This window comes from Enterovirga sp., assembly GCF_028290205.1.
Classification (GTDB): domain Bacteria; phylum Pseudomonadota; class Alphaproteobacteria; order Rhizobiales; family Beijerinckiaceae; genus Enterovirga.
The window spans coordinates 52,683-72,786 of the sequence record NZ_JAQGKF010000137.1; the positions used below are offsets into that span (position 1 = coordinate 52,683).

At 69.9% G+C, this 20,104-nt stretch carries 17 protein-coding genes; 10 read left to right on the forward strand and 7 right to left on the reverse strand.

The annotated features are described in order from the left end of the window. Positions 1-53: 53 nt before the first annotated feature. Together JWR86_RS09975 and xth are read right to left on the reverse strand one after the other, a co-directional pair. Positions 54-2,240 carry an adenylate/guanylate cyclase domain-containing protein gene (locus JWR86_RS09975; RefSeq protein ID WP_299564427.1) on the reverse strand — a complete coding sequence of 729 codons (2,187 nt, stop codon included), beginning with the start codon at positions 2,238-2,240 and terminating at the stop codon, positions 54-56. Positions 2,241-2,253: 13 nt separating this feature from the next. Then, complete coding sequence (xth, locus tag JWR86_RS09980; protein ID WP_299564430.1) at positions 2,254-3,036, reverse strand: exodeoxyribonuclease III; 783 nt, start codon at positions 3,034-3,036, stop codon at positions 2,254-2,256. Between the two features lie 130 nt (positions 3,037-3,166). On the opposite strand from xth, the gene lpdA reads away from it, so the two are divergent. The 3 genes from lpdA to JWR86_RS09995 all read left to right on the forward strand — a co-directional run bounded on the left by lpdA (position 3,167) and on the right by JWR86_RS09995 (position 6,364). Beyond that, on the forward strand, positions 3,167-4,606 hold the full coding sequence (gene lpdA, locus JWR86_RS09985; protein WP_299564433.1) for a dihydrolipoyl dehydrogenase: 1,440 nt from the start codon (positions 3,167-3,169) through the stop codon (positions 4,604-4,606). Positions 4,607-4,757: 151 nt separating this feature from the next. Next, positions 4,758-5,729 (forward strand): lipoyl synthase, encoded by a 972-nt coding sequence (gene lipA / locus JWR86_RS09990; protein WP_299564436.1) that lies wholly within the window; start codon positions 4,758-4,760, stop codon positions 5,727-5,729. A gap of 140 nt (positions 5,730-5,869) precedes the next feature. Further along, a complete protein-coding gene (locus JWR86_RS09995) occupies positions 5,870-6,364 on the forward strand; it encodes a type II toxin-antitoxin system RatA family toxin (RefSeq protein ID WP_299564439.1) in 495 nt (164 codons plus the stop codon). On the opposite strand, the gene JWR86_RS10000 is transcribed toward JWR86_RS09995, so the two are convergent. Both JWR86_RS10000 and JWR86_RS10005 read right to left on the reverse strand, forming a co-directional pair. After that, positions 6,361-6,855, reverse strand: a complete 495-nt coding sequence (locus JWR86_RS10000; RefSeq protein ID WP_299564442.1) for a nicotinamide-nucleotide amidohydrolase family protein — start codon at positions 6,853-6,855, stop codon at positions 6,361-6,363. The two genes, JWR86_RS09995 and JWR86_RS10000, sit on opposite strands and share 4 nt — an antisense overlap. 3 nt (positions 6,856-6,858) lie before the next feature. Next, positions 6,859-8,049 (reverse strand): bifunctional 2-C-methyl-D-erythritol 4-phosphate cytidylyltransferase/2-C-methyl-D-erythritol 2,4-cyclodiphosphate synthase, encoded by a 1,191-nt coding sequence (locus tag JWR86_RS10005; RefSeq protein WP_299564445.1) that lies wholly within the window; start codon positions 8,047-8,049, stop codon positions 6,859-6,861. Positions 8,050-8,196: 147 nt separating this feature from the next. On the opposite strand from JWR86_RS10005, the gene dusB reads away from it, so the two are divergent. The 7 genes from dusB (at position 8,197) to hflX (ending at position 17,301) form a co-directional block, all read left to right on the forward strand. Further along, positions 8,197-9,177 (forward strand): tRNA dihydrouridine synthase DusB, encoded by a 981-nt coding sequence (gene dusB / locus JWR86_RS10010; protein ID WP_299564448.1) that lies wholly within the window; start codon positions 8,197-8,199, stop codon positions 9,175-9,177. After that, a complete protein-coding gene (locus JWR86_RS10015) occupies positions 9,174-10,274 on the forward strand; it encodes an ATP-binding protein (protein ID WP_299564450.1) in 1,101 nt (366 codons plus the stop codon). Before dusB ends, JWR86_RS10015 begins: the two co-directional genes overlap by 4 nt. 9 nt (positions 10,275-10,283) lie before the next feature. After that, positions 10,284-11,732 (forward strand): nitrogen regulation protein NR(I), encoded by a 1,449-nt coding sequence (gene ntrC, locus JWR86_RS10020; RefSeq protein ID WP_299564453.1) that lies wholly within the window; start codon positions 10,284-10,286, stop codon positions 11,730-11,732. Positions 11,733-11,922: 190 nt separating this feature from the next. Then, positions 11,923-14,100, forward strand: coding sequence for a PAS domain-containing sensor histidine kinase (locus JWR86_RS10025; RefSeq protein WP_299564456.1), 2,178 nt, complete (start codon positions 11,923-11,925; stop codon positions 14,098-14,100). Next, entirely contained in the window at positions 14,097-15,467 is a 1,371-nt protein-coding gene (locus JWR86_RS10030; RefSeq protein WP_299564459.1) for a sigma-54 dependent transcriptional regulator, read from the forward strand. The genes JWR86_RS10025 and JWR86_RS10030 overlap by 4 nt, the downstream gene beginning before the upstream one ends. A gap of 156 nt (positions 15,468-15,623) precedes the next feature. After that, complete coding sequence (gene hfq, locus JWR86_RS10035; RefSeq protein WP_299564462.1) at positions 15,624-15,872, forward strand: RNA chaperone Hfq; 249 nt, start codon at positions 15,624-15,626, stop codon at positions 15,870-15,872. Positions 15,873-15,894: 22 nt separating this feature from the next. Next, positions 15,895-17,301, forward strand: coding sequence for a GTPase HflX (gene hflX / locus JWR86_RS10040; protein ID WP_299564465.1), 1,407 nt, complete (start codon positions 15,895-15,897; stop codon positions 17,299-17,301). Between the two features lie 127 nt (positions 17,302-17,428). Here hflX and mazG read toward each other — a convergent pair whose 3' ends face one another. The 3 genes from mazG to JWR86_RS10055 form a co-directional block, all read right to left on the reverse strand. Beyond that, positions 17,429-18,307, reverse strand: a complete 879-nt coding sequence (mazG, locus tag JWR86_RS10045) for a nucleoside triphosphate pyrophosphohydrolase (protein ID WP_299564468.1) — start codon at positions 18,305-18,307, stop codon at positions 17,429-17,431. 138 nt (positions 18,308-18,445) lie between these two features. Further along, on the reverse strand, positions 18,446-19,258 hold the full coding sequence (locus tag JWR86_RS10050) for an MBL fold metallo-hydrolase (protein WP_299564471.1): 813 nt from the start codon (positions 19,256-19,258) through the stop codon (positions 18,446-18,448). Further along, on the reverse strand, positions 19,255-20,067 hold the full coding sequence (locus JWR86_RS10055) for a TatD family hydrolase (RefSeq protein WP_299564480.1): 813 nt from the start codon (positions 20,065-20,067) through the stop codon (positions 19,255-19,257). The genes JWR86_RS10050 and JWR86_RS10055 overlap by 4 nt, the downstream gene beginning before the upstream one ends. Positions 20,068-20,104 lie beyond the last annotated feature (37 nt).

Here is a 20,104-nt window from a genome sequence, read left to right on the forward strand (position 1 = left end):
GCCTGATGCAGCGGCGCAAGAACTGCGAGCAGATCCTCTCGCCCTGAGCGAAATCAGGCCGCCGTCTCCCGCAACGCCGTCAGCGCGGCTTCCTCTTCCCTCTGGCGCAGCCGGTCGTCCAGCAGGGCGAACAGTCTGCGAAAGCGCGCCCCAAGCGGGTGCTCCGCGCAGGCGCGCAAAGCCTCCCGGGCCTCCGCCCGGCCCGTCAGCGCGAGCTCGATCGCCTGGTCGTGGACGGCCTTGTAGGCCGTGAACGCCGGCGTGACGGCGCTCTCGTCGCCCTGGAGCGCATAAAGGCGCGTGGTCTGGCTCTTGCCCTTCAGGTTGATCACGTCGAGCAGCAGATAGGCGAAAGCGGGCGCGGCCTCGACCACGGCCGACGACACCACGACGGCGGCGCCGTAGGTCTTGCACATGGGTTCGAGCCGGGCCGCCGTGTTCACGGTGTCGCCGATGGCCGAGTAGTCGAACCGCCGCACCGAGCCGATATTGCCCACGCAGGCCGTGCCGGTGTGGAGGCCGATGCCGAGCCCCAGCGGGGAGCCGCTGCGCCCGGCGGCGGCGTCGGAGGCGGCCAGCCGGGCGTTGATCACGTCGACGGTGGCCTGCATCCGCAGCGCGGTCCGCAGCGCCGAGCGGACGTGATCGGGATGGTCCAGCGGGGCGTTCCAGAACGCCATCATGCCGTCGCCGATGAACTTGTCGAGCGTGCCCCCCGCATCGAGGACCAGCTCGGTCATCGGCGTGTGAACCTGGTTCAGGAACGACAGGACGGCCTCGGCGGGCAGCGTCTCGGACCGGGAGGTGAACCCCCGGATGTCGGAGAAGAGCACCGTGAGGATGCGGTTCTCGCCGCCGAGGACCAGGCGACTCGGATCGGTGGAGAGGGTTTCGACGATGGAGGGCGAGACGTAGCGCGAGAAGGCTTCGCGCACCTGCTGCCTCTCGGCCTCGCTCTGCCGCAGCACGGCGAGAGTCGAGATTCCGAGGGCCGAGATGGTGCCGAGCGTCGGCCAGACGGGGTTCAAGAGCTGCTGCAACTGGAGAAAGGCAACGGCGCTCGTGCCGGCAAACAGCCCGGTCAGGGTGACGGTGACGACCGCCGCGCCGGCCGGCGAGAGCCGGCTTGCCGCCGCCACGGCGAACAGCCCCCCCACGAGCACCATCATGAGCTCGAAGGCCGGCATGTAATCGGGCCGAACGAGGTGGCGGCCGGAAAGAAGGCTCTCCAGCATCTCGGCCCGGATCTCGACGCCCGGCACCACGGGGCTGAGCGGCGTCGCCCGGATGTCGAATCCGGTCGCCGTGATGCCGACCGCCACGATCGAGTTGGCCAGCCACGCACGGTCGAACTGGCCGGCCAGCACCTGCCAGGCCGGGATCGAGCGGGCGGGCTGCGGGCCGGCGAAATGGATCCGCACCGAACCGTTGGGGCTCGTCGCGGTCCGGATATCGCCCAGTCCGACCATGGTGATGCCGCTCTTCGCGCCGTAGGACACATCACCAACCGTGGCCGAGCCTCCCGAGGCCCGCACCACCATGGTCGAGGCGTCCTGCGCGACAAGCAGCGCCGCCGCGTCCAGGCTCGGCACGAGCTGCCCGCCGGCCGCGAACACGGTCGGGATTTCGCGAGCAACGAGGTCGCGGTCCGGCCTGATGTTCATCGCGCCGACGGCCCGTGCGGCCTGCCTGAGCGGGTCCAGCGGCTGGAGAGCCCCCGCGAAACGGGGCGCGAAGAGCCGGGCGTCGTCCCCGGTCGTGGCCACGCCAATCTTGGTCTCGGGCATCTCGCCCGCCTCGTCGACGAGGATCGAGCCGAGCACGACACGGCCGGCCGCGATGGCGTCCCGCAGGAGCTCGTCGCCAGCCACGAGGCCGCTCGCATCGGCGCTGCGCTCCGGCTCCGAGAACAGCACGTCGACGGCCAGGGCCGCCGGCCCGGCTTCCGTCAGCCGCGAAATCAGCTCAGCCATCTTGGCCCGTGGCCAGGGCCACTGGCCAATGCGGGCCAGCGACTGGTCGTCGATTGCCACGACCCGGACCGGCAATCCCGGGTCGTAGGGCCGCGGTGACAGGCGCTGGTAGGAATCGAAGACGAGGTCCCGCAGGGCCCGCGCGGCGAACGGCTCCGAGAGGGCGATGAACGCGCAGATGGAGGCGGGAACCAGCCCCAGGAGGGCGACCCAGCGGATCTTCTCGCGCCGCTTCCCTCGTGGCCGGCGCCGGAGAGAGATCGGCATCGGCCCGGGCCCCTCAGAAGTCGAAGCTGGCCGAGACGGGGACGTGGTCGGAGGGCTTGTCCCACGCGCGCGTGCGGCGGTGGATTTCCGTCCCGACCAGCCGGTCCGCCGCCTGCGGCGAGAGCAGCAGGTGGTCGATGCGGATGCCCTTGTTCCGCTGCCAGGCTCCGGCCTGGTAATCCCAGAAGGTGTAGAGGCCGGCGCTGTCGTCGCAGGCCCGCACGGCATCCGTCAGCCCGAGTCCGAGGAGCCGCCGAAAGCTCGCCCGGGTCTCCGGCCGGAACAGGGCGTCACCGACCCAGGCGGCGGGATCGGAGACGTCACGCTCGTCCGGGATGACGTTGTAATCGCCCGCCAGGACGAGCGGCTCCTCGAGCCTGAGGAGCCCGGCCGCGTGCCGGGCCAGGCGCTCCATCCAGCCGAGCTTGTAGGCGAACTTGTCCGTGCCGGTCGGGTTGCCGTTCGGCAGGTAGATGGACGCAACGCGCACGGCCCCGCCGCCCGGGCGGGAGATCACCGCTTCGAGGTAGCGCGACTGCCCGTCGTCGTCGTCCCCGGGCAGCCCGGCCTTGGCCTCCATGGGCAGGCGCGACAGGATCGCGACGCCGTTGAACGCCTTCTGGCCGTGCACGGCGACGTTGTAGCCGCGCGCCTCGATCTCGGCCCGCGGAAAGGCGTCGTCGACGCATTTCAGCTCCTGCAGGCAGAGCACGTCCGGGCGCGTTTCCTCGAGGAAGCGCTCGAGATGCGGCAGGCGCTGCTTGACGGAATTGACGTTCCAGGTGGCGATCAGCATGGGCGGGGCCGGGCTCGGGCGCCCGTCTTCCCGCGTTCGTCAGCCGGTGACAAGCTCCGGGGCCCGGGCTTGACCGGCCGCGCCGCGCACCGTTCAACACGGGCCGGGATGGGCCCGGCGGGAGCGCATGATGGCGGACGGCTATGATGTGGTGGTGATCGGGGCCGGGCCGGGTGGCTACGTGACCGCGATCCGCGCCGCCCAGCTCGGCTTCAAGACCGCGGTGGTGGACCGCGAGCACCTCGGCGGCATCTGCCTGAACTGGGGCTGCATCCCGACCAAGGCGCTGCTGCGCTCGGCCGAGATCTACCACTACCTGCAGCACCCGGGCGAATACGGCCTCACGGTCAACGGCACCGTCGGGTTCGACGCGGCCGCCGTGGTGAAGCGCTCGCGCGGCGTCTCGGCCCGGCTCAACGGTGGCGTCGGCATGCTGCTGAAGAAGAACAAGGTCGACGTGATCTGGGGCGAGGCCCGCATCGAGGCCGCCCCGAAGGGCGGCGCGCCCGGCAAGGTCGCGGTCGCCCCGACACAGCGGGCCGAGCCCCCGAAGGGCGCGCTCGGGCCCGGCAGCTATGCGGCAAAGCACATCATCGTGGCGACCGGCGCGCGGCCGCGTGTCCTGCCCGGGATCGAGCCCGACAAGAAGCTGATCTGGACCTATTACGACGCCATGGTGCCGGCCACGATGCCGAAATCCCTGCTCGTCATGGGCTCGGGCGCGATCGGGATCGAGTTCGCCTCCTTCTACCGCACCATGGGCAGCGAGGTGACGGTGGTGGAGCTGCTGCCGCAGATCCTGCCCGTCGAGGATGCCGAGATCGCGGCCTTTGCCCGCAAGCGCTTCGAGAAGCAGGGCATCACATTCCTGACCGGCGCCAAGGTCGTGAAGGTCGTGAAGGGCGCCGACAGCGTCACCGCCACCATCGACGTGGGTGGCAAGACGCAGGAACTCACGGCCGAGCGGCTGATCTCGGCCGTCGGCGTGGTCGGCAATGTCGAGAATCTCGGGCTCGAGGCGCTCGGCGTGAAGCTCGACCGCGGCACGGTCGCGACCGACGGGCTTGGCCGCACCAACGTCCCGGGCGTCTACGCCATCGGCGACGTGGCGGGCCCGCCGATGCTGGCCCACAAGGCGGAGCACGAGGGCGTGATCTGCATCGAGACCATCAAGGGCCTGCACACCCATCCGATGGACAAGGGCATGATCCCCGGCTGCACCTACTGCCAGCCGCAGATCGCCTCCGTGGGCATCACCGAGCAGAAGGCCAAGGAGCAGGGCCGGGACGTGCGCATCGGCCGCTTCCCCTTCCTGGCGAACGGCAAGGCGATCGCGCTCGGGGAGGACCAGGGGCTGGTGAAGACCATCTTCGACCGGAAGACCGGCCAGCTCCTCGGCGCGCACATGGTCGGGGCCGAGGTGACGGAGCTGATCCAGGGCTTCGTGGTGGCGATGAATCTCGAGACCACGGAGGAGGAGCTGATGCACACGGTCTTCCCGCACCCGACCCTGTCCGAGATGATGCACGAGAGCGTGCTCGACGCTTACGGCCGCGCCATCCACATGTGAGGCGCAGTCGTCCGGGCCGGGGGCTGCGGCACCGGCCACGGGCCTCTTGCTGCGCGTCGCGCCGACGCAGGAGAGGGCCGGCGCATTTGCAGCCGGCACCCGAAGCGCCTAGCTAGGCAGGGCGCCCCTTCGGCGAAGCTGACAGCATTCCATGGCCCTCGTCCTCGATCTTCTGAGCCAAGACCGCCGGCCCCGGCATCCGGAAAAGGCGCACCGGCCGGATCAGCCCGTGCTGCGCAAGCCGGACTGGATCCGGGTCAAGGCGCCGGGCTCGGCGCGCTGGGCCGAAACCAACCGCATCGTGCGCCAGAACGGGCTCGTCACGGTCTGCGAGGAGGCCGGCTGCCCCAATATCGGCGAGTGCTGGGAAAAGAAGCACGCCACCTTCATGATCATGGGGGACACCTGCACGCGGGCCTGCAGCTTCTGCAACGTCCGCACCGGGCTCCCCGAGGCGCTGGATGCGGATGAGCCCGGCAAGGTGGCCGAGGCCGTGGCGAAGCTCGGGCTCGAGCATGTCGTGGTGACGTCGGTTGATCGCGACGACCTCGCGGATGGCGGGGCGGCCCATTTCGCCGCGGTGATCGGGGCCATCCGGGCCCGATCACCGGCCACCACCATCGAGATCTTGACGCCCGACTTCCTGCGCAAGGACGGCGCGCTCGAGGTCGTGGTGGCCGCGAAGCCGGACGTGTTCAACCACAATCTCGAGACGGTCCCGTCCAAGTACCTCACGGTGCGGCCGGGAGCGCGCTACTTCCATTCCGTGCGGCTGCTGCAGCGGGTCAAGGAGCTCGATCCGGCCATCTTCACGAAATCCGGGATCATGGTCGGGCTCGGCGAGGCCCGGCACGAAGTCCTGCAGGTGATGGACGACCTCCGCTCGGCGCATGTCGACTTCCTGACCATCGGGCAGTACCTGCAGCCGACCCGCAAGCATCATCCCGTGGTGGGGTTCATCACCCCGGACGAGTTCAAGGCCTACGAGACCAGCGCCTACGCGAAGGGTTTCAGCCTCGTCTCCGCGACGCCGCTGACGCGCTCCTCCCATCACGCCGGCGAGGATTTCGCGAAACTCCGCGCCAAGCGCGAGGCGGAACTCGGCCGCGCGGCGGCCCGGTGACCCGACGCTCTTAGCCGGTCCGGGCCCGCCGGCTCCGGTCCGGGCGATCGCCGGGGAGGTCATCCCGGTCGCGGCCGCAATGCGGGCGCGTCGCCTCCCGGCGCACTCGACTTCCCGACCTGCCGCCGCCAAGAAGCGCCATGCCGTCCTTCCGCACGACCCGCCGCGTTTCGCACACGCCCGAGGAGATGTTCGCTCTCGTCGGCGACGTGGAGCGCTATCCCGATTTCCTGCCCCTCTGCACGGGGCTGCGCTTGCTTCGCCGGCAGCAGGACGGGCCGGATCGGACCGCGCTCGTGGCCGAGATGAGCGTCGGCTACAAGGCGATCAGCGAGCGGTTCACCACCAAGGTGACCCTGGACAATGCCACCCGGGACATCCTCGTGTCCTACGTCAACGGGCCGTTCAAGTACCTCGAAAACCGCTGGGAATTCCGGCCGGGCGACACGCCGGGAACCTGCCTCATCCATTTCTGGATCGAATACGAGTTCCGCTCGGTCGCGCTCGGCATCCTGATGGGCTCCGTGTTCGACCGCGCCTTCCGGCGCTTCACGGACGCGTTCGAGAAGCGGGCCGACGAGGTCTACGGCCGCCGCCCCGCTGGTAAGGCTGACGGCGGGTCGCCCGCGTCCTAGGCCTGATCCAGGGCGGAGGCGAGAAGCGCCAGCGCGTCCTCGGCTGCCCGGTCGCGCACGGCGGCGCGGCCGAGATCGCCGTAGCGTCGCTCGAGGTGCCGGGTCGGCGCTCCCGTCCGGGCGAGCCCGAAATGCACGAGACCGACCGGCTTCGCGGCCGAGCCGCCACCCGGGCCGGCAATGCCCGTGACCGACACCGCGACCTCCGCGCCGGAGCGGGCGAGGGCGCCTTCTGCCATGGCCCGCGCGGTCGGCTCGCTCACCGCGCCATGGATTTCGATGAGGCTCGGCTCGACCCCGAGCGAGTCGAATTTGGCCGCGTTGGAATACGTCACGAAACCACGCTCGAACACGGACGAGGAGCCCGCGACGCCGGTCAGGGCCGCGGCCACGAGGCCGCCGGTGCAGGATTCGGCGGTGGCGATGCGCCAGCCCCGGGCGCCATAGCGCCGCAGGACCTCGGCCGCCTGGTCGGACAGGGCAGGCGACATCGGCTAGCCTCCTGAGGGAAGACGCACTGTAGCGGCGGCCTGGGCGGCGATGCCCTCGCCGCGCCCCGTGAAGCCGAGCCGCTCGGTGGTGGTGGCCTTGATCGAAACGGCCCCGAGCGGAAGCCCGGCCACCGCCGCGATGCGCTGCCGCATAGCGTCGCGGTAAGGGCCGACCTTGGGGCGCTCGCACAGGATGGTGGCATCGAGGTGGTCGATGCAGCCGCCCGCCGCCCGCACCCGTTCGGCCGCGAAGGCCAGGAACTGGTCCGACGCGGCGCCGCGCCATTGTGGATCGCTCGGCGGGAAATGCGTGCCGATGTCGCCTTCACCGAGCGTGCCGAGCAGCGCGTCCGTCAGCGCGTGCAGCACGACGTCGCCGTCCGAATGGGCGACCACGCCGCGATCATGCGGCACTTGCACACCGCCGAGCCAGATGTGCCCCCCGGGGCCGAACACATGGACGTCGAAGCCGGTTGCGACGCGGGTCACCAGCGCCGCGGCGGGCGGGGCGAGGCGGCGCTCGGCCTCGGTGAAATCGGACGGCGTGGTGACTTTCATGTTGGCCGGAGCGCCTTCGAACACGTGGACGGGGACGCCGGCCCATTCGGCGAGCCGCGCGTCGTCGGTGAAGTCCACCTCGCCGGCCTCCGCCGCCTTGCGGTGCGCCGCCAGGAGGGCATCGAAGGCGAAAGCCTGCGGCGTCTGCACCGTGCGGAGTTCTGCCCGGTCGAGCGTGTGGACGATGCGGCCCGCCGCGTCGACGCGCTTCACGGTGTCGGTGACCGGAAGCGCCGGTACGGCCGCGCCGTGACGCTGGGCAGCGGCGATGGCGCGGTCGATCAGGCCGCGGTCCGCGAACATGCGCGCGGCGTCGTGGACCAGGCACAGCCGACCCTGGCCTCGCTCCGCCACCGCCTCCAGCGCGCGCAGCACCGAAACCTGCCGGGTGGCGCCGCCCGCCACGGGGGCCCGAAGCCCCGTCTGCCCGGCGAACTCGGCCGTGGCGGCGTCGTAGAGGGGCCGGTCGTCGGGATGGATGGCGCACAACACCGTGCCGATCGCCGGGTGGGCGAGGAACGGCTCCAGCGCCCGCGCCAAAACCGTCCGACCGGCCACCTCGCGATACTGCTTCGGCAGGCCGTCTCCGGCGCGCTGGCCCCGCCCGGCGGCCACGATGAGGGCGACGACATCCATGAAGCACGAACCCGCCCGGCGGGCGCCGCCGGCCGGCCTCCTTAGGGTTCGTGGGCCCGTCTGCAAAGATGTCCCCTTGGACAGAGCGGCGCGATTGTCTATGGATCGGGCACGATGGCATGTGATGAATTATTAGGCAGCAAGCCCGTGACGAATGCGGCAAACGGGCCGGTCGCTGTGCTGGCACCGCTGTCCGGTGTGAGCGATCTCGCCTTTCGGCGCCTGGCGGCGCGCTTCGGGGCTGAGCGCGTGGTCACCGAGATGGTCGCTGCCGAGGGCTTCCTCCGCGGCGACGAGGAAGCGCGGCTGCGCTCGGCCGGGCGCGGGATCTCGCCGCACGTGATTCAGCTCGTGGGTCGCAATCCGGCCCGCATGGGCGAGGCGGCGCGCCTCGCCGAGGCCGCGGGCGCCGACGTGATCGACATCAACATGGGCTGCCCGGCCAAGCGCGTCACGGGTGGCCTCTCGGGATCCGCCCTGATGCGCGAGCCGGACCTCGCCCTCGCCATGATGGCGAGCGTGGTCGCGGCCGTGTCGGTGCCGGTCACGGTGAAGATGCGGCTCGGCTGGGACGACCGGAGCCGCAATGCGGCGGAACTCGCGCGGCGCGGGGCCGAGCTCGGCGTCGCGGGCTTTGCCGTGCATGGCCGGACGCGGCAGCAATTCTATGAAGGCCGTGCCTCCTGGAGCGCCATCCGAGAGGTGGTGGACAGCGTCTCCGTGCCGGTTCTGGCCAATGGCGACATCCTGAGCGCCGCAGATGCCGCCGCCTGCCTCGCCCAGTCCGGCGCGGCCGGCGTGATGATCGGCCGCGCCGCCGTCGGCCAGCCCTGGCTGGTCGGCGAGGTCGCGGCCGCCCTCACGGGCCAGGCGCCGCCCCGGGTCACGCCGCAGGAGCGGGCCGAGGCGGCCGCCGAGCATTACGAGGGGCTGCTCGCGCTGTACGGGACGGCGCTCGGCATCCGCCACGCCCGCAAACACCTCGCGGCCTATGCCGATTGCGCGGCCGCGGCCGGCTACGGCCTGCCACCGGCCGATCGCGCCGAACTGGTCCGGTCCGTCGAGCCCACGGCCGTTCTGGCCCTTCTGACCCGGCTCTATGCCGAACCCATCCAGAGGGCCGCATGAGCGGGACGATCGCCGAACAGGTCCTCAACGCGCTGCCGCTGCCGGTCCTGACCGTCGGGCCAGACGGCAACATCCTGGACGCCAACCAGGCCGCGGAAAGCTTCTTCGACGCCAGCGTGCGGGTGATGCGGCGGCAGCAGCTGGCCGAGATCCTGCCCTACGATTCGCCGGCCTTCACCATCGTCGAGGAGGTGCGGCGCCGCGGGTCCGGCGTGAGCGAGCACCGCGTCGACCTGTCGAGCCCGCGGCACGGGGCCGAGCGCCGCGTGGACGTGTTCGCGACACCGCTCGGCGACCACGGCGCCGTTGTGCTCCTGTTCCAGGAGCGGACCATCGCCGACAAGATGGACCGGCAGCTGACGCATCGCGGCGCCGCGCGCTCGCTCACGGCGCTCGGCGCCATGCTGGCGCACGAGATCAAGAACCCGCTGTCCGGAATCCGCGGCGCGGCCCAGTTGCTGGAGCCGTCGCTGGACGAGAACGACCGCATGCTGACCCGGCTCATCTGCGAGGAGACGGACCGCATCGTCAGCCTGGTCGAGCGGATGGAGCTGTTCGGCGACGAGCGCCCCGTCGAGCGCGGACCCGTGAACGTGCACGGCGTGCTGGACCATGTGAGGCGGCTCGCATCGTCGGGCTTCGCCCGGCACATCCGCATCACGGAAAGCTACGATCCGTCGCTGCCACCGGTGCTCGGCAACCGGGACGAGCTCGTTCAGGTCTGCCTCAACCTCGTCAAGAACGCCGCCGAGGCGATCGGCCTCGACGCGCTGGACGGCGAGATCACGCTGTCCACCGCCTTTCGGGCCGGCGTCAGGCTCGAAATCCCGGGATCGCGGGGAGGGCGGGTCACGCTGCCGATCGAACTCGCGATCAGCGACAACGGCCCCGGGGTCCCGGACGACCTCTTGCCGCATCTGTTTGATCCGTTCGTGACCACCAAGTCGCAGGGAAGTGGCCTGGGCCTTGCCTTGGTGGCCAAGATGGTCGGAGCGCATGGCGGCGTCGTCGAGTGCGACCCGTCACCCCGGCGGACCACCTTCCGGGTGCTCCTGCCCATCTACAGCGCCCGCGACGGGCGCGAATCGGAGGTTTGAGGCCAGCGCATGCCGAGCGGACAAATTTTGCTGGCCGACGACGACGCCGCGATCAGGACGGTCCTGAACCAGGCGCTGTCGCGAGCCGGATACGACGTGCGCTCCACCGGCCACGCCGCGACCCTGTGGCGATGGGCAGCCCAGGGCGAGGGCGACCTCATCATCACCGACGTCATCATGCCGGACGAGAACGCCTTCGATCTGCTGCCGCGGATCAAGAAGGTCAGGCCGGACCTGCCCATCATCGTCATGAGCGCCCAGAACACCTTCATGACGGCGATCCGGGCATCCGAGCGCGGCGCCTACGAGTACCTGCCGAAGCCGTTCGACCTGAAGGAGCTCGTCGCCATCGTCGGCCGGGCGCTCTCGCGGCCGCGCGGCCCGGCCGCGGGCGGTCAGGGCCAGGAGGCCGACGACATTCCGCTGGTCGGCCGTTCGCCGGCCATGCAGGAGATCTACCGGGCGCTCGCCCGCCTCATGCCGACCGACCTCACGGTGATGATTTCCGGCGAGTCGGGCACCGGCAAGGAGCTGGTGGCGCGGGCGCTGCACGATTACGGCAAGCGCCGGAAGGGCCCCTTCGTCGCCGTCAACATGGCGGCCATCCCCCGCGACCTGATCGAATCGGAGCTGTTCGGCCACGAGAAGGGCGCCTTCACGGGGGCGCTCTCGCGCAGCGCGGGCCGCTTCGAACAGGCCGAGGGCGGCACGCTGTTTCTGGACGAGATCGGCGACATGCCGATGGAGGCCCAGACACGCCTCCTGCGCGTCCTGCAGCAGGGCGAGTACACCACCGTCGGGGGCCGCGTTCCCATCAAGACCAATGTCCGCATCATCGCGGCCACCAACAAGGACCTCAGGATCGCGATCCAGAACGGCATCTTCCGCGAGGACCTGTTCTTCCGCCTCAACGTCGTGCCGCTGCGCCTGCCGCCGTTGCGGGAACGGAGCGAGGACCTGCCCGACCTCGTGCGTCACTTCATGGCGATCGTCGAAAAGGAGGGGCTGCCCCGCAAGCAGATCGATTCCGAGGCGATGGAGCGGCTCAAGCGCTACCGCTGGCCCGGCAACGTGCGCGAGCTCGAGAACCTGGTGCGCCGGCTGGCCGCCCTCTACCCGCAGGACACGATCACCGGGCCGATCGTCGAGACCGAACTCGACACGCCCCGCAGTGTCGTGGCCGCGATCGAGGGCAGCGCGCCAGTGGAGGGTGAGACCCTGGCCATGGCCGTGGAACGTCACCTGTCGGACTATTTCCGCAGATATCCGAGCAGCCTGCCCCCTCCCGGGCTGTATCACCGCATCCTGCGCGAGATCGAAGGGCCGCTGATCGGCGCGGCCCTGGCCGCCACCCGCGGCAACCAGATCCGGGCGGCCGAACTGCTCGGCGTGAACCGGAACACGCTGCGCAAGAAGGTCCGCGACCTGGAACTTCAGGTGGTCCGCACGGGTCGCTGAGCGCAACCGCCGGCTTTGCTTCGCCCGAGCCGCAACTGGACTTCGTGCCGGATCGCGCCTATTCCCCCGTGGTGTTGCCGACGCGCATCACCAGTACGAGGTTCCTAGGTCGAGGATCACCTTGAGCGAAGCCGAACGGGCGAGCGCGGGAGCACGGGTCACAAAGGGCGCGGGATCGCGTGGCCCGGGCTTGATCGGCGCCATTACGGTCGGGCTGGCGCTCTGTTCGGCGCTCGCGACCTTTCTGGTGCTGGCAGGGCTCACGCCCATCCTGCCGACCAACGACGTGGTCCGCTGGGTCCTCCTCCTGAACGTAGTCCTGGTCCTGGTCCTGGTCGCGATCGTGACCTGGGAAGCCTGGGACCTCGTTCGCGCCCGCGTCGCCGGCGTGGCCGGGGCGGGGCTCCATGTCCAAGTGGTCGGGCTGTTCAGCCTCGTGGCCGCCCTGCCGGCGATCCTGGTTGCAATCGTGGCGAGCGCCACCCTCAACCGCGGCCTCGACCCGTGGTTCGCGGGCTCCTTGCGGGCGCTGATGTCGAACACGGTCGAGATCGCCGAGGCGTATCGCGACTCGCAATGCCGCACCCTCGCCCGGGAGACCCGGCTGATGGCCTCGGACCTGAACCGGGCCAAGCTCCTGTTCGATGCCGACCGGAAGCTTTTCGCGGACTTCCTGTCCTCACGCGCGGGATCGCTCGGCTTCCCGGTGGCCATGATTGTGAACCCGGACGGAACCGTGGTCGAGCAGGCGGAATTGGCGCCAGTGGCGGGGCTGGCCCCGCCCACGGCTGAGGACCTGCGCGAGGTGAGCGAGACGGATGCGACCTGCCTGGTGCCCCGCAACGGCTATATCTTTCGGGCCGTCCTGAAGCTGCCCGCCCATGACGGCCGCATCCTCTTCGTGGCGCGGGCGGTCGACCCGAGGGCGGTCGAGTTTCCGCCGGTCGCGCAGGCCGGCATCAACTACTATCTGGCGCTGGAGCAGAAGCGGGTCGGGATCCAGATCGCCTTCGCGTCCATGTTCGCGCTGATCGCGCTGATCGTGCTCCTGTCCGCGATCTGGTTCGGGCTGAACTTCGCGACCCGGCTCGTGACGCCGATCCGCCGCCTGATCCATGCGACCGACCAGGTCGCGACGGGAAACTTCTACGCGCAGGTTCCTGTCCGCAGGGCGGAGGGGGACCTCGCCCATCTGGGCGAGACGTTCAACAAGATGACCGCGGAACTCCGTCGCCAGCATGACGGCCTCACGGCCGCGAGCGACCTCATCGACCGGCGCCGCCGCTTCATGGAGGCGGTCCTGTCCGGCGTGTCGGCCGCGGTCATCGGCATCGACGCGAACGGTCTGATCACGATTGCGAACCCGCCGGCCGAGGCCCTGCTGAATCTCCGTCGCGATCAGCTGCTCGGGCAGGCCATCACCGACATCCTCCCTGAAATCGCCCAATTGGTTGAAGAGGCGAGGGGAGGTCGCCGGCTCGCCCAGCAGCAGATTTCCATCTCCCGCCGGAACAAGGACCGCATGCTGAACATCCGTGTCACGAGCGAACAGGCGCGCGGCGAGGAAAAGGGCTTCATCGTGACACTGGACGACATCACCGACCTCGTGACCGCGCAGCGCTCCTCCGCCTGGGCCGACGTCGCGCGCCGCATCGCCCACGAGATCAAGAATCCGCTCACCCCCATTCAGCTCTCCGCCGAACGCATCCGCCGCAAGTACGGCAAGCAGATTACGCATGACAGAGAGATATTCGACCAGTGTACCGACACGATTGTCCGCCAGGTCGATGACATCAAGCGCATGGTCGACGAGTTTTCGTCATTCGCCCGCATGCCAAAACCCTCCATGGGGGAGGAGGACGTGGTCGATACGGTGCGTCAGATCGTGTTCATGATGCGCATCGCACATCCCGAGATCACCTTCCGGGACATCCTCCCAGAGGTGCCGGTCGTGGCAAGTTTCGACCGACGGTTGCTGTCTCAGGCTGTCCAGAACATCATCAAGAACGCCACGGAGGCGATCGCCGCCGTGGCCGAAGAGCAGCGCGCGCCCGCCGAGATCGCGGTCGAGATTCGTCGGGAGGAGGACGAGGTGATCGTGGACGTGGCGGACAGCGGTAAGGGGTTTCCCAGCGAGGGCCGACAGCGCTTGCTGGAGCCGTACATGACCACGCGCGAAGGCGGCACCGGGCTCGGGCTCGCCATCGTCGGCAAGATCCTCGAGGACCACGGCGGCAGCATCGAGCTGCTCGACAATCCGTCCGGGCGGGGAGGGCTGGTCCGCCTCCGCTTTCCCACCAAGGCGAGCGCCAGGCCGGATGACGAAGCCGCGACGGGCCGGCGCGAGTTTCGGCGAGTGACAGCATGAGCACCGACATCCTCATCGTCGACGACGAAACCGACATCCGCGAACTCGTCGCCGGCATCCTCGAGGACGAGGGCCACGGCACCCGGACGGCGGGGTCGTCCGACGAGGCCCTGGCGGCCATCGAGGCGCGCCGTCCGCACCTCGTGTTTTTGGACATCTGGCTGCAGGGCAGCCGGCTGGACGGGCTGCAGGTGCTGGAGCTGATCAAGAAGGAGCATCCCGACCTGCCGGTCGTGATGATCTCCGGTCACGGCAACGTCGAAACCGCCGTTTCCGCCATCAAGGCCGGCGCCTACGACTTCATCGAAAAGCCCTTCAAGGCCGACAGGCTGGTTCTGGTGGCCGACCGGGCGCTGGAGGCCTGGCGGCTGAAGCGGGAGGTGCGCGACCTCAGATCCCGCTCCGTCCAGGCGAGCCGCATCGCCGGCCGCTCCCCGGCCATCAACCAGCTCCGCCAGGCCATCGAGCGGGCCGCTCCGACCAATGCCCGCATCCTCGTGGCCGGCACGCCGGGATCCGGCAAGGAACTCGCCTCCCGCACGATCCACGCGCTGTCAGCCCGTGCCTCCGGCCCCTTCGTGGTCATCAACGCCGCCACGATCACGCCCGAGAACATGGAGGCCGAACTCTTCGGCGTGGAGGCCAACGGCGAGCGCGGCCGGCGCATCGGCGCGCTCGAAGAGGCTCACGGCGGCACCCTCTACATCGACGAGATCGCCGACATGTCGCGCGAGGTGCAGGGCCGCATCCTGCGCGTCCTCGTGGATCAGAACTTCCAGCGGGTCGGTGGGTCGACCCGGGTCCATGTGGATGTCCGCATCGTGTCCTCCTCGAGCCGCGATCTGCCGGCCGAGATTGCGGCAGGGCGCATGCGCGAGGACCTGTTCCACCGGCTCAGCGTGGTGCCGATCCGCATCCCGTCGCTGGCCGAGCGCCGGGAGGACGTGCCCGAGCTGATCGAGTTCTTCCAGGACCAGATCTCGGCCGCCACCGGCCTGCCCAAGCGCCGGATCGGCCAGGAGGCCATGGCCGTGCTGCAATCGCACGACTGGCCGGGCAACGTCCGCCAGCTCCGCAACAACGTCGAGCGGCTGATGATCCTGACGCCGGCGGATGTGGATGCCGAGATCACGGCCGACATGCTGCCGGCCGAGATCGGCACGCTGATTCCGGCCACCCCGAACGGCGCGGGCGGGGAGCGGCTGATGAGCCTGCCGCTGCGGGAGGCGCGGGAAATTTTCGAGCGGGAATACCTCGTCGCACAAATTGCGCGCTTCTCCGGAAACATCTCGCGCACCGCCGAGTTCATCGGCATGGAGCGGTCCGCGCTCCACAGGAAGCTGAAGCTGCTGGGGATCGGCGCGTAGGAGTGGCGGGGGCAGAGAGCGTGGCACGGGCCGAACAGCGCTTGCGTCCCGGACCGCCTGGGCTTCTATTGCGCGGGCCGGTCCGGGGCAGCTTCCCGCGCCAACAACAACACGGCCCGCCCACGACCGGCGGTGCGGGCCGACAGGACAAACTCCATGCCGACCGAACGCGGCCAAAACCTACAAGATACCTTCCTGAACCATGTTCGGAAGAACAAGGTCCCGCTGACCATCTTTCTGGTGAACGGCGTCAAGCTCCAGGGGATCGTGACCTGGTTCGACAGCTTCTGCGTGCTTCTGCGCCGCGATGGGCATTCCCAGCTCGTCTACAAGCACGCGATCTCGACCGTGATGCCCGGTCAACCGGTTCAGCTCTTCGAGCCGGAAGAGACCGACCGTCCGTGAGCCCGGCACGGGCCGGCCGGCTTTGACCACCGACACCCCACCGCCGAAGGGCGACCGCCTGCAGCGAGGCCTGTCCGACGAGGACATCGCGGCCCGCACGCGCACGATCGTGCTCGGGCCCTACCAGACGCGCGCGCGTCCGCGGACGGCGCCGAGCCTCGGCCGGGCGGCTGAGATCCCGAACGCGAGGCCGGTGGCCTCGCGGCTTGACGAGGCGATTGGCCTCGCGGCCGCGATCAACCTCGAGGTTCGCGTGAGCGAGGTGGTGCCGGTGGCCTCACCCCGTCCGGGGACCTATCTCGGCAGCGGCAAGGTTGCGGAGATCGCCGGCATCGTGGCCGCGGAGGAGGCCGGGCTCGTCGTGATGGATTGCGCCCTGACCCCGGTGCAGCAGCGCAATCTGGAGAAGGCCTGGGGCGCCAAGGTCATCGACCGGACCGGGCTCATCCTGGAAATCTTCGGCCAGCGCGCCCGCACCAAGGAAGGCGCGCTCCAGGTCGAACTCGCCCACCTGGCGTATCAGAAGAGCCGGCTTGTCCGCTCCTGGACCCACCTCGAGCGCCAGCGCGGCGGCTTCGGCTTCCTGGGCGGCCCGGGCGAAACCCAGATCGAGGCCGACCGGCGCCAGATCCAGGACCGCATGCGGCGGATCGAGCGCGACCTCGACGGGGTCAAGCAGACCCGGGCCCTGCACCGGGCCAGCCGCCGGCGCGTGCCTTACCCGATCGTGGCGCTGGTCGGCTACACGAATGCTGGCAAGTCGACGCTGTTCAACCGTCTGACCTCGGCGGAGGTCTTCGCGGAAAATCTGCTGTTCGCCACCCTCGATCCAACCTCGCGCGCCATTCGCCTTCCACATGGCGAGACCGCCATTCTGTCCGACACGGTCGGCTTCATTTCCGACCTGCCCACCATGCTGGTCGCCGCGTTCCGGGCGACGCTGGAGGACGTGATCGAGGCCGACGTGCTGCTGCACGTCCGCGACATCGCGCATGGCGAGACGGAGGCCGAGGCGGCCGACGTCAACCTGGTGCTGGATCAGCTCGGCATCGACATCAACGACCGCGGCCGCATCATCGAGGTCTGGAACAAGTCCGACCTCCTGTCCCCGGAAGAGCGCGAGCGGCTGTCCGGAGCCGCCGCGCGGCTGCCGCCGGAGGCTCGGCCGATCCTGATCTCGGCCGCCAGCGGGGAGGGGGCGGCCGATCTGCTCGCCGCCATCGAGGACCGGATGGCGGTCGGCCGGCCGAGCTACCTGATCGTCCTGCCGGTCGATGAGGGCGCCGGGCTGCACTGGCTGTTCGAGGAGGCCGAGGTGCTGGAGCGCAGCACGGGGGAGGGTGGCGAGACCCGGGTGTCGATCCGGATTGCGCCCGAGAAGGTGCCACGGCTGCTCAGGCGTTTTCCGGAAGCCGAGCCGCTGGGCTGAGCCCCGGCCCTCCTCGCCCTTCACCCCGTCGCAGGGCAGCTCCGGCCAATCCAGATTCCGTGACCTGCCCTGAACCAATCAAAACCAATTTGGCTCAGTCGACCCAGAAGGGAAGGGGCCTCGACGGTCACTCGCTGTCCGGCGGCTGAGCCGCTGGGCTGAGGCCCGGGCGCTCCTCGCGCTTCACCTCGTCCCAGGCTCGGTCCATTTCGGCCAGAGTCCAGGGCCCCACTCCAGAACCGGTTGCAACCAATTTGGTTTCGACTGCCCGAAAGCGGCGCTCGAACTTGCGATTGGCTTTGGCCAGCGTCTCCTCCGGGTCGGCCCGGAGGTAATGGCCAAGATTGGCCACCGTGAAGAGCAGGTCCCCGTATTCCTCGGCGACCGCCTCGCGGCGCCCCTCGGCCAGCGCCTCGCGCAGCTCCCCGATCTCTTCCTCCACCTTGCCGAGCACCTCCGCCATGTCGGGCCAGGCGAAGCCCACGGACGCCGCCTTGCGGGCGATCTTGTCGGTGCGGCTCAGGGCGGGAATCCCGATCGGAATGCCGTCCAGGGCGCTTGGCCGGGCAGGCGGGGTCGGGGCGCGGGCCGCCTTCTCCGCCCGCTCCTCCTGCTTGATCTCGTCCCAGAGCCGTTTGACGCCCTCCGGCGAGAGCGACCGAGTGTCTCCGAACACGTGCGGGTGGCGCCGGATCAGCTTGGAGCTGATCGCCAGCACCACATCGCCGAAATCGAAGGCGCCGCGCTCGCGGGCGAGCTGGGCATGAAAGACGACCTGCAGCAGCAGGTCGCCCAGCTCGTCGCGCAGGTCGTCCAGATCGCCTCGGTGCACCGCGTCGGCGACCTCGTGGGCCTCCTCGACCGTATAGGGCGCAATGGTCTCGAAGGTCTGGTCGAGGTCCCAGGGGCAGCCGCGCTGGGGATCGCGAAGCCGCGCCATCAGCCGCAGCAATTCGCCGATGTCACGTGATGGCCGCTGCTCGCGGTCCGGCGGGTCCATGCTCATCGCGTCATCCGACCGGGACCGGTCCGGCGGAAGCCGCCGGGGAAGGGCCCCTCACTGACAGAGGTCATTCGCATAAGATATATTATGGAACCAGAATGGTGAAACAGGAGGCCGCGACGCGAGCCGCGGCCGGCCTGGTCACGGCAGCCGCTCCGCCTCGCCGTCGAGCCGCATGCCGTCAAAGGCCGGCACGATTCCGTCCGGCAATTCGCGGCGGAGCGTCTCGTAATCGAGGTCGGTGTGCAGATTGGTCAGCACCGCCCGCCGCGGCCGCACGCGCGCGATCAGCTCGAGCGCCTCGGAGACGGAGAAATGGGTCGGGTGCGGCGTGTAGCGCAGCGCGTCCAGGATCAGGATGTCGAGCCCTTCGAGGGCCGCCATGCTGGGCTCGGGCATGCGGCTGACGTCGCTCGCATAGGCGATGTTGCCGAAGCGCAGGCCGAGGGCCCGGATGTCGCCGTGCTCCATGTCGAACGGCAGCGCCGAGACCGGGCCGCCCGGTCCGTCGACATCCGTCGCCTCGCCGACCACGAGCCGGCGTTCGTCCACGATGGGCGGATAGGAACTGCCGGGCGGCGAGCGGAAGCAATAGCCGAAGCGGACGTTCAGCACCTCGCTCGTGGCCGCGTCGGCATAGAGCGGGATCCGCCGCCGCATGTGGATCACCAGCGGTCGGAGGTCGTCGATGCCATGGATATGATCGGCATGATCATGGGTGATCAGCACGCCGTCGAGCCGGCGGATATCGGCCTCGAGCAGCTGCGTGCGGAGGTCCGGCGACGTGTCGACCAGGACGGTCGTGGTGCCGCCGGGACCGGTCCGTTCCACCAGGATGGAGCAGCGCCGGCGCCGGTTTTTCGGGTTGTCCGGATCGCAGGCGCCCCAGCCCGACCCGACGCGGGGCACGCCCGCCGAGGACCCGCAGCCCAGGATCGTGACGGCAAGGCTCAAGCGGCCGCGCTCCGGGCGGCGTCCTGTAGAAAGGGCCGGCTTTTGGCGAACAGGCGGCCCACATTGTCCGTGGTCAGCCGCGCCACCTCGTCGAGGCCGAGCCCGAGGAGGTCGGCCAGGACGCGCGCGGTCTCGACCACATAGGCCGGCTCGTTCGGCCGGCCGCGATGCGGCACGGGCGCCAGATAGGGCGCATCCGTCTCGACCAGCAGCCGGTCGCGCGGCACGATCTCGGCCGCGATCCGCCGCAGCGCCTCGGAACTGCGAAAGGTCAGGATGCCGGACAGGGAGATGTAGAAGCCGAGCTCGATCCCGGTCCGGGCAAGGGCCTCGCCGGAGGAGAAACAATGCAGCACGGCGTCGAACCGCCCTCGCCTGTGCTCGTCGCGCAGGATGGCGTCCATGGCCCCGTCGGCGTCGCGGGCATGGATCACGAGCGGCAGCCCGCTCTCTCGCGCGGCCGCGATGTGGGTGCGGAACACGCGCTCCTGCACGTCGCGCGGCGCGCGGTCGTAATGGAAGTCGAGCCCGGCCTCGCCGATGGCCACGCAGCGCGGATGGGCGGCGAGGGCAACGATCTCGGCGGCCGGCACGTCCGGTTCCTCGCCCGCATTGTGCGGGTGGGTGCCGACCGTGAACAGCACCTCCTCGTGCGCCTCAGCCAGGGCCCGGTAGCGCGCCGCCTGGCTGATCCGGGTCGAAATGGTGATCATCCGGCCGACGCCGGCCGCGCGGGCCCGGCCCAGCACCTCCGGCAGCCGGTCGGAGAGATCCGGGAAGTCGAGGTGGCAGTGGCTATCGACCAGCATCGCCGCCCTACCCTTCCGCCTCGACATAGCGGGGGAA

What these genes read in the sequence shown, in the direction of transcription:
- JWR86_RS09975 (WP_299564427.1), bottom strand. Translation starts at nt 2,240, where the DNA reads ATGCCGATCTCTCTCCGGCGCCGGCCACGAGGGAAGCGGCGCGAGAAG.
- xth (WP_299564430.1), bottom strand. Translation starts at nt 3,036, where the DNA reads ATGCTGATCGCCACCTGGAACGTCAATTCCGTCAAGCAGCGCCTGCCG.
- lpdA (WP_299564433.1), top strand. Translation starts at nt 3,167, where the DNA reads ATGGCGGACGGCTATGATGTGGTGGTGATCGGGGCCGGGCCGGGTGGC.
- lipA (WP_299564436.1), top strand. Translation starts at nt 4,758, where the DNA reads ATGGCCCTCGTCCTCGATCTTCTGAGCCAAGACCGCCGGCCCCGGCAT.
- JWR86_RS09995 (WP_299564439.1), top strand. Translation starts at nt 5,870, where the DNA reads ATGCCGTCCTTCCGCACGACCCGCCGCGTTTCGCACACGCCCGAGGAG.
- JWR86_RS10000 (WP_299564442.1), bottom strand. Translation starts at nt 6,855, where the DNA reads ATGTCGCCTGCCCTGTCCGACCAGGCGGCCGAGGTCCTGCGGCGCTAT.
- JWR86_RS10005 (WP_299564445.1), bottom strand. Translation starts at nt 8,049, where the DNA reads ATGGATGTCGTCGCCCTCATCGTGGCCGCCGGGCGGGGCCAGCGCGCC.
- JWR86_RS10015 (WP_299564450.1), top strand. Translation starts at nt 9,174, where the DNA reads ATGAGCGGGACGATCGCCGAACAGGTCCTCAACGCGCTGCCGCTGCCG.
- ntrC (WP_299564453.1), top strand. Translation starts at nt 10,284, where the DNA reads ATGCCGAGCGGACAAATTTTGCTGGCCGACGACGACGCCGCGATCAGG.
- JWR86_RS10030 (WP_299564459.1), top strand. Translation starts at nt 14,097, where the DNA reads ATGAGCACCGACATCCTCATCGTCGACGACGAAACCGACATCCGCGAA.
- hfq (WP_299564462.1), top strand. Translation starts at nt 15,624, where the DNA reads ATGCCGACCGAACGCGGCCAAAACCTACAAGATACCTTCCTGAACCAT.
- mazG (WP_299564468.1), bottom strand. Translation starts at nt 18,307, where the DNA reads ATGAGCATGGACCCGCCGGACCGCGAGCAGCGGCCATCACGTGACATC.
- JWR86_RS10055 (WP_299564480.1), bottom strand. Translation starts at nt 20,067, where the DNA reads ATGCTGGTCGATAGCCACTGCCACCTCGACTTCCCGGATCTCTCCGAC.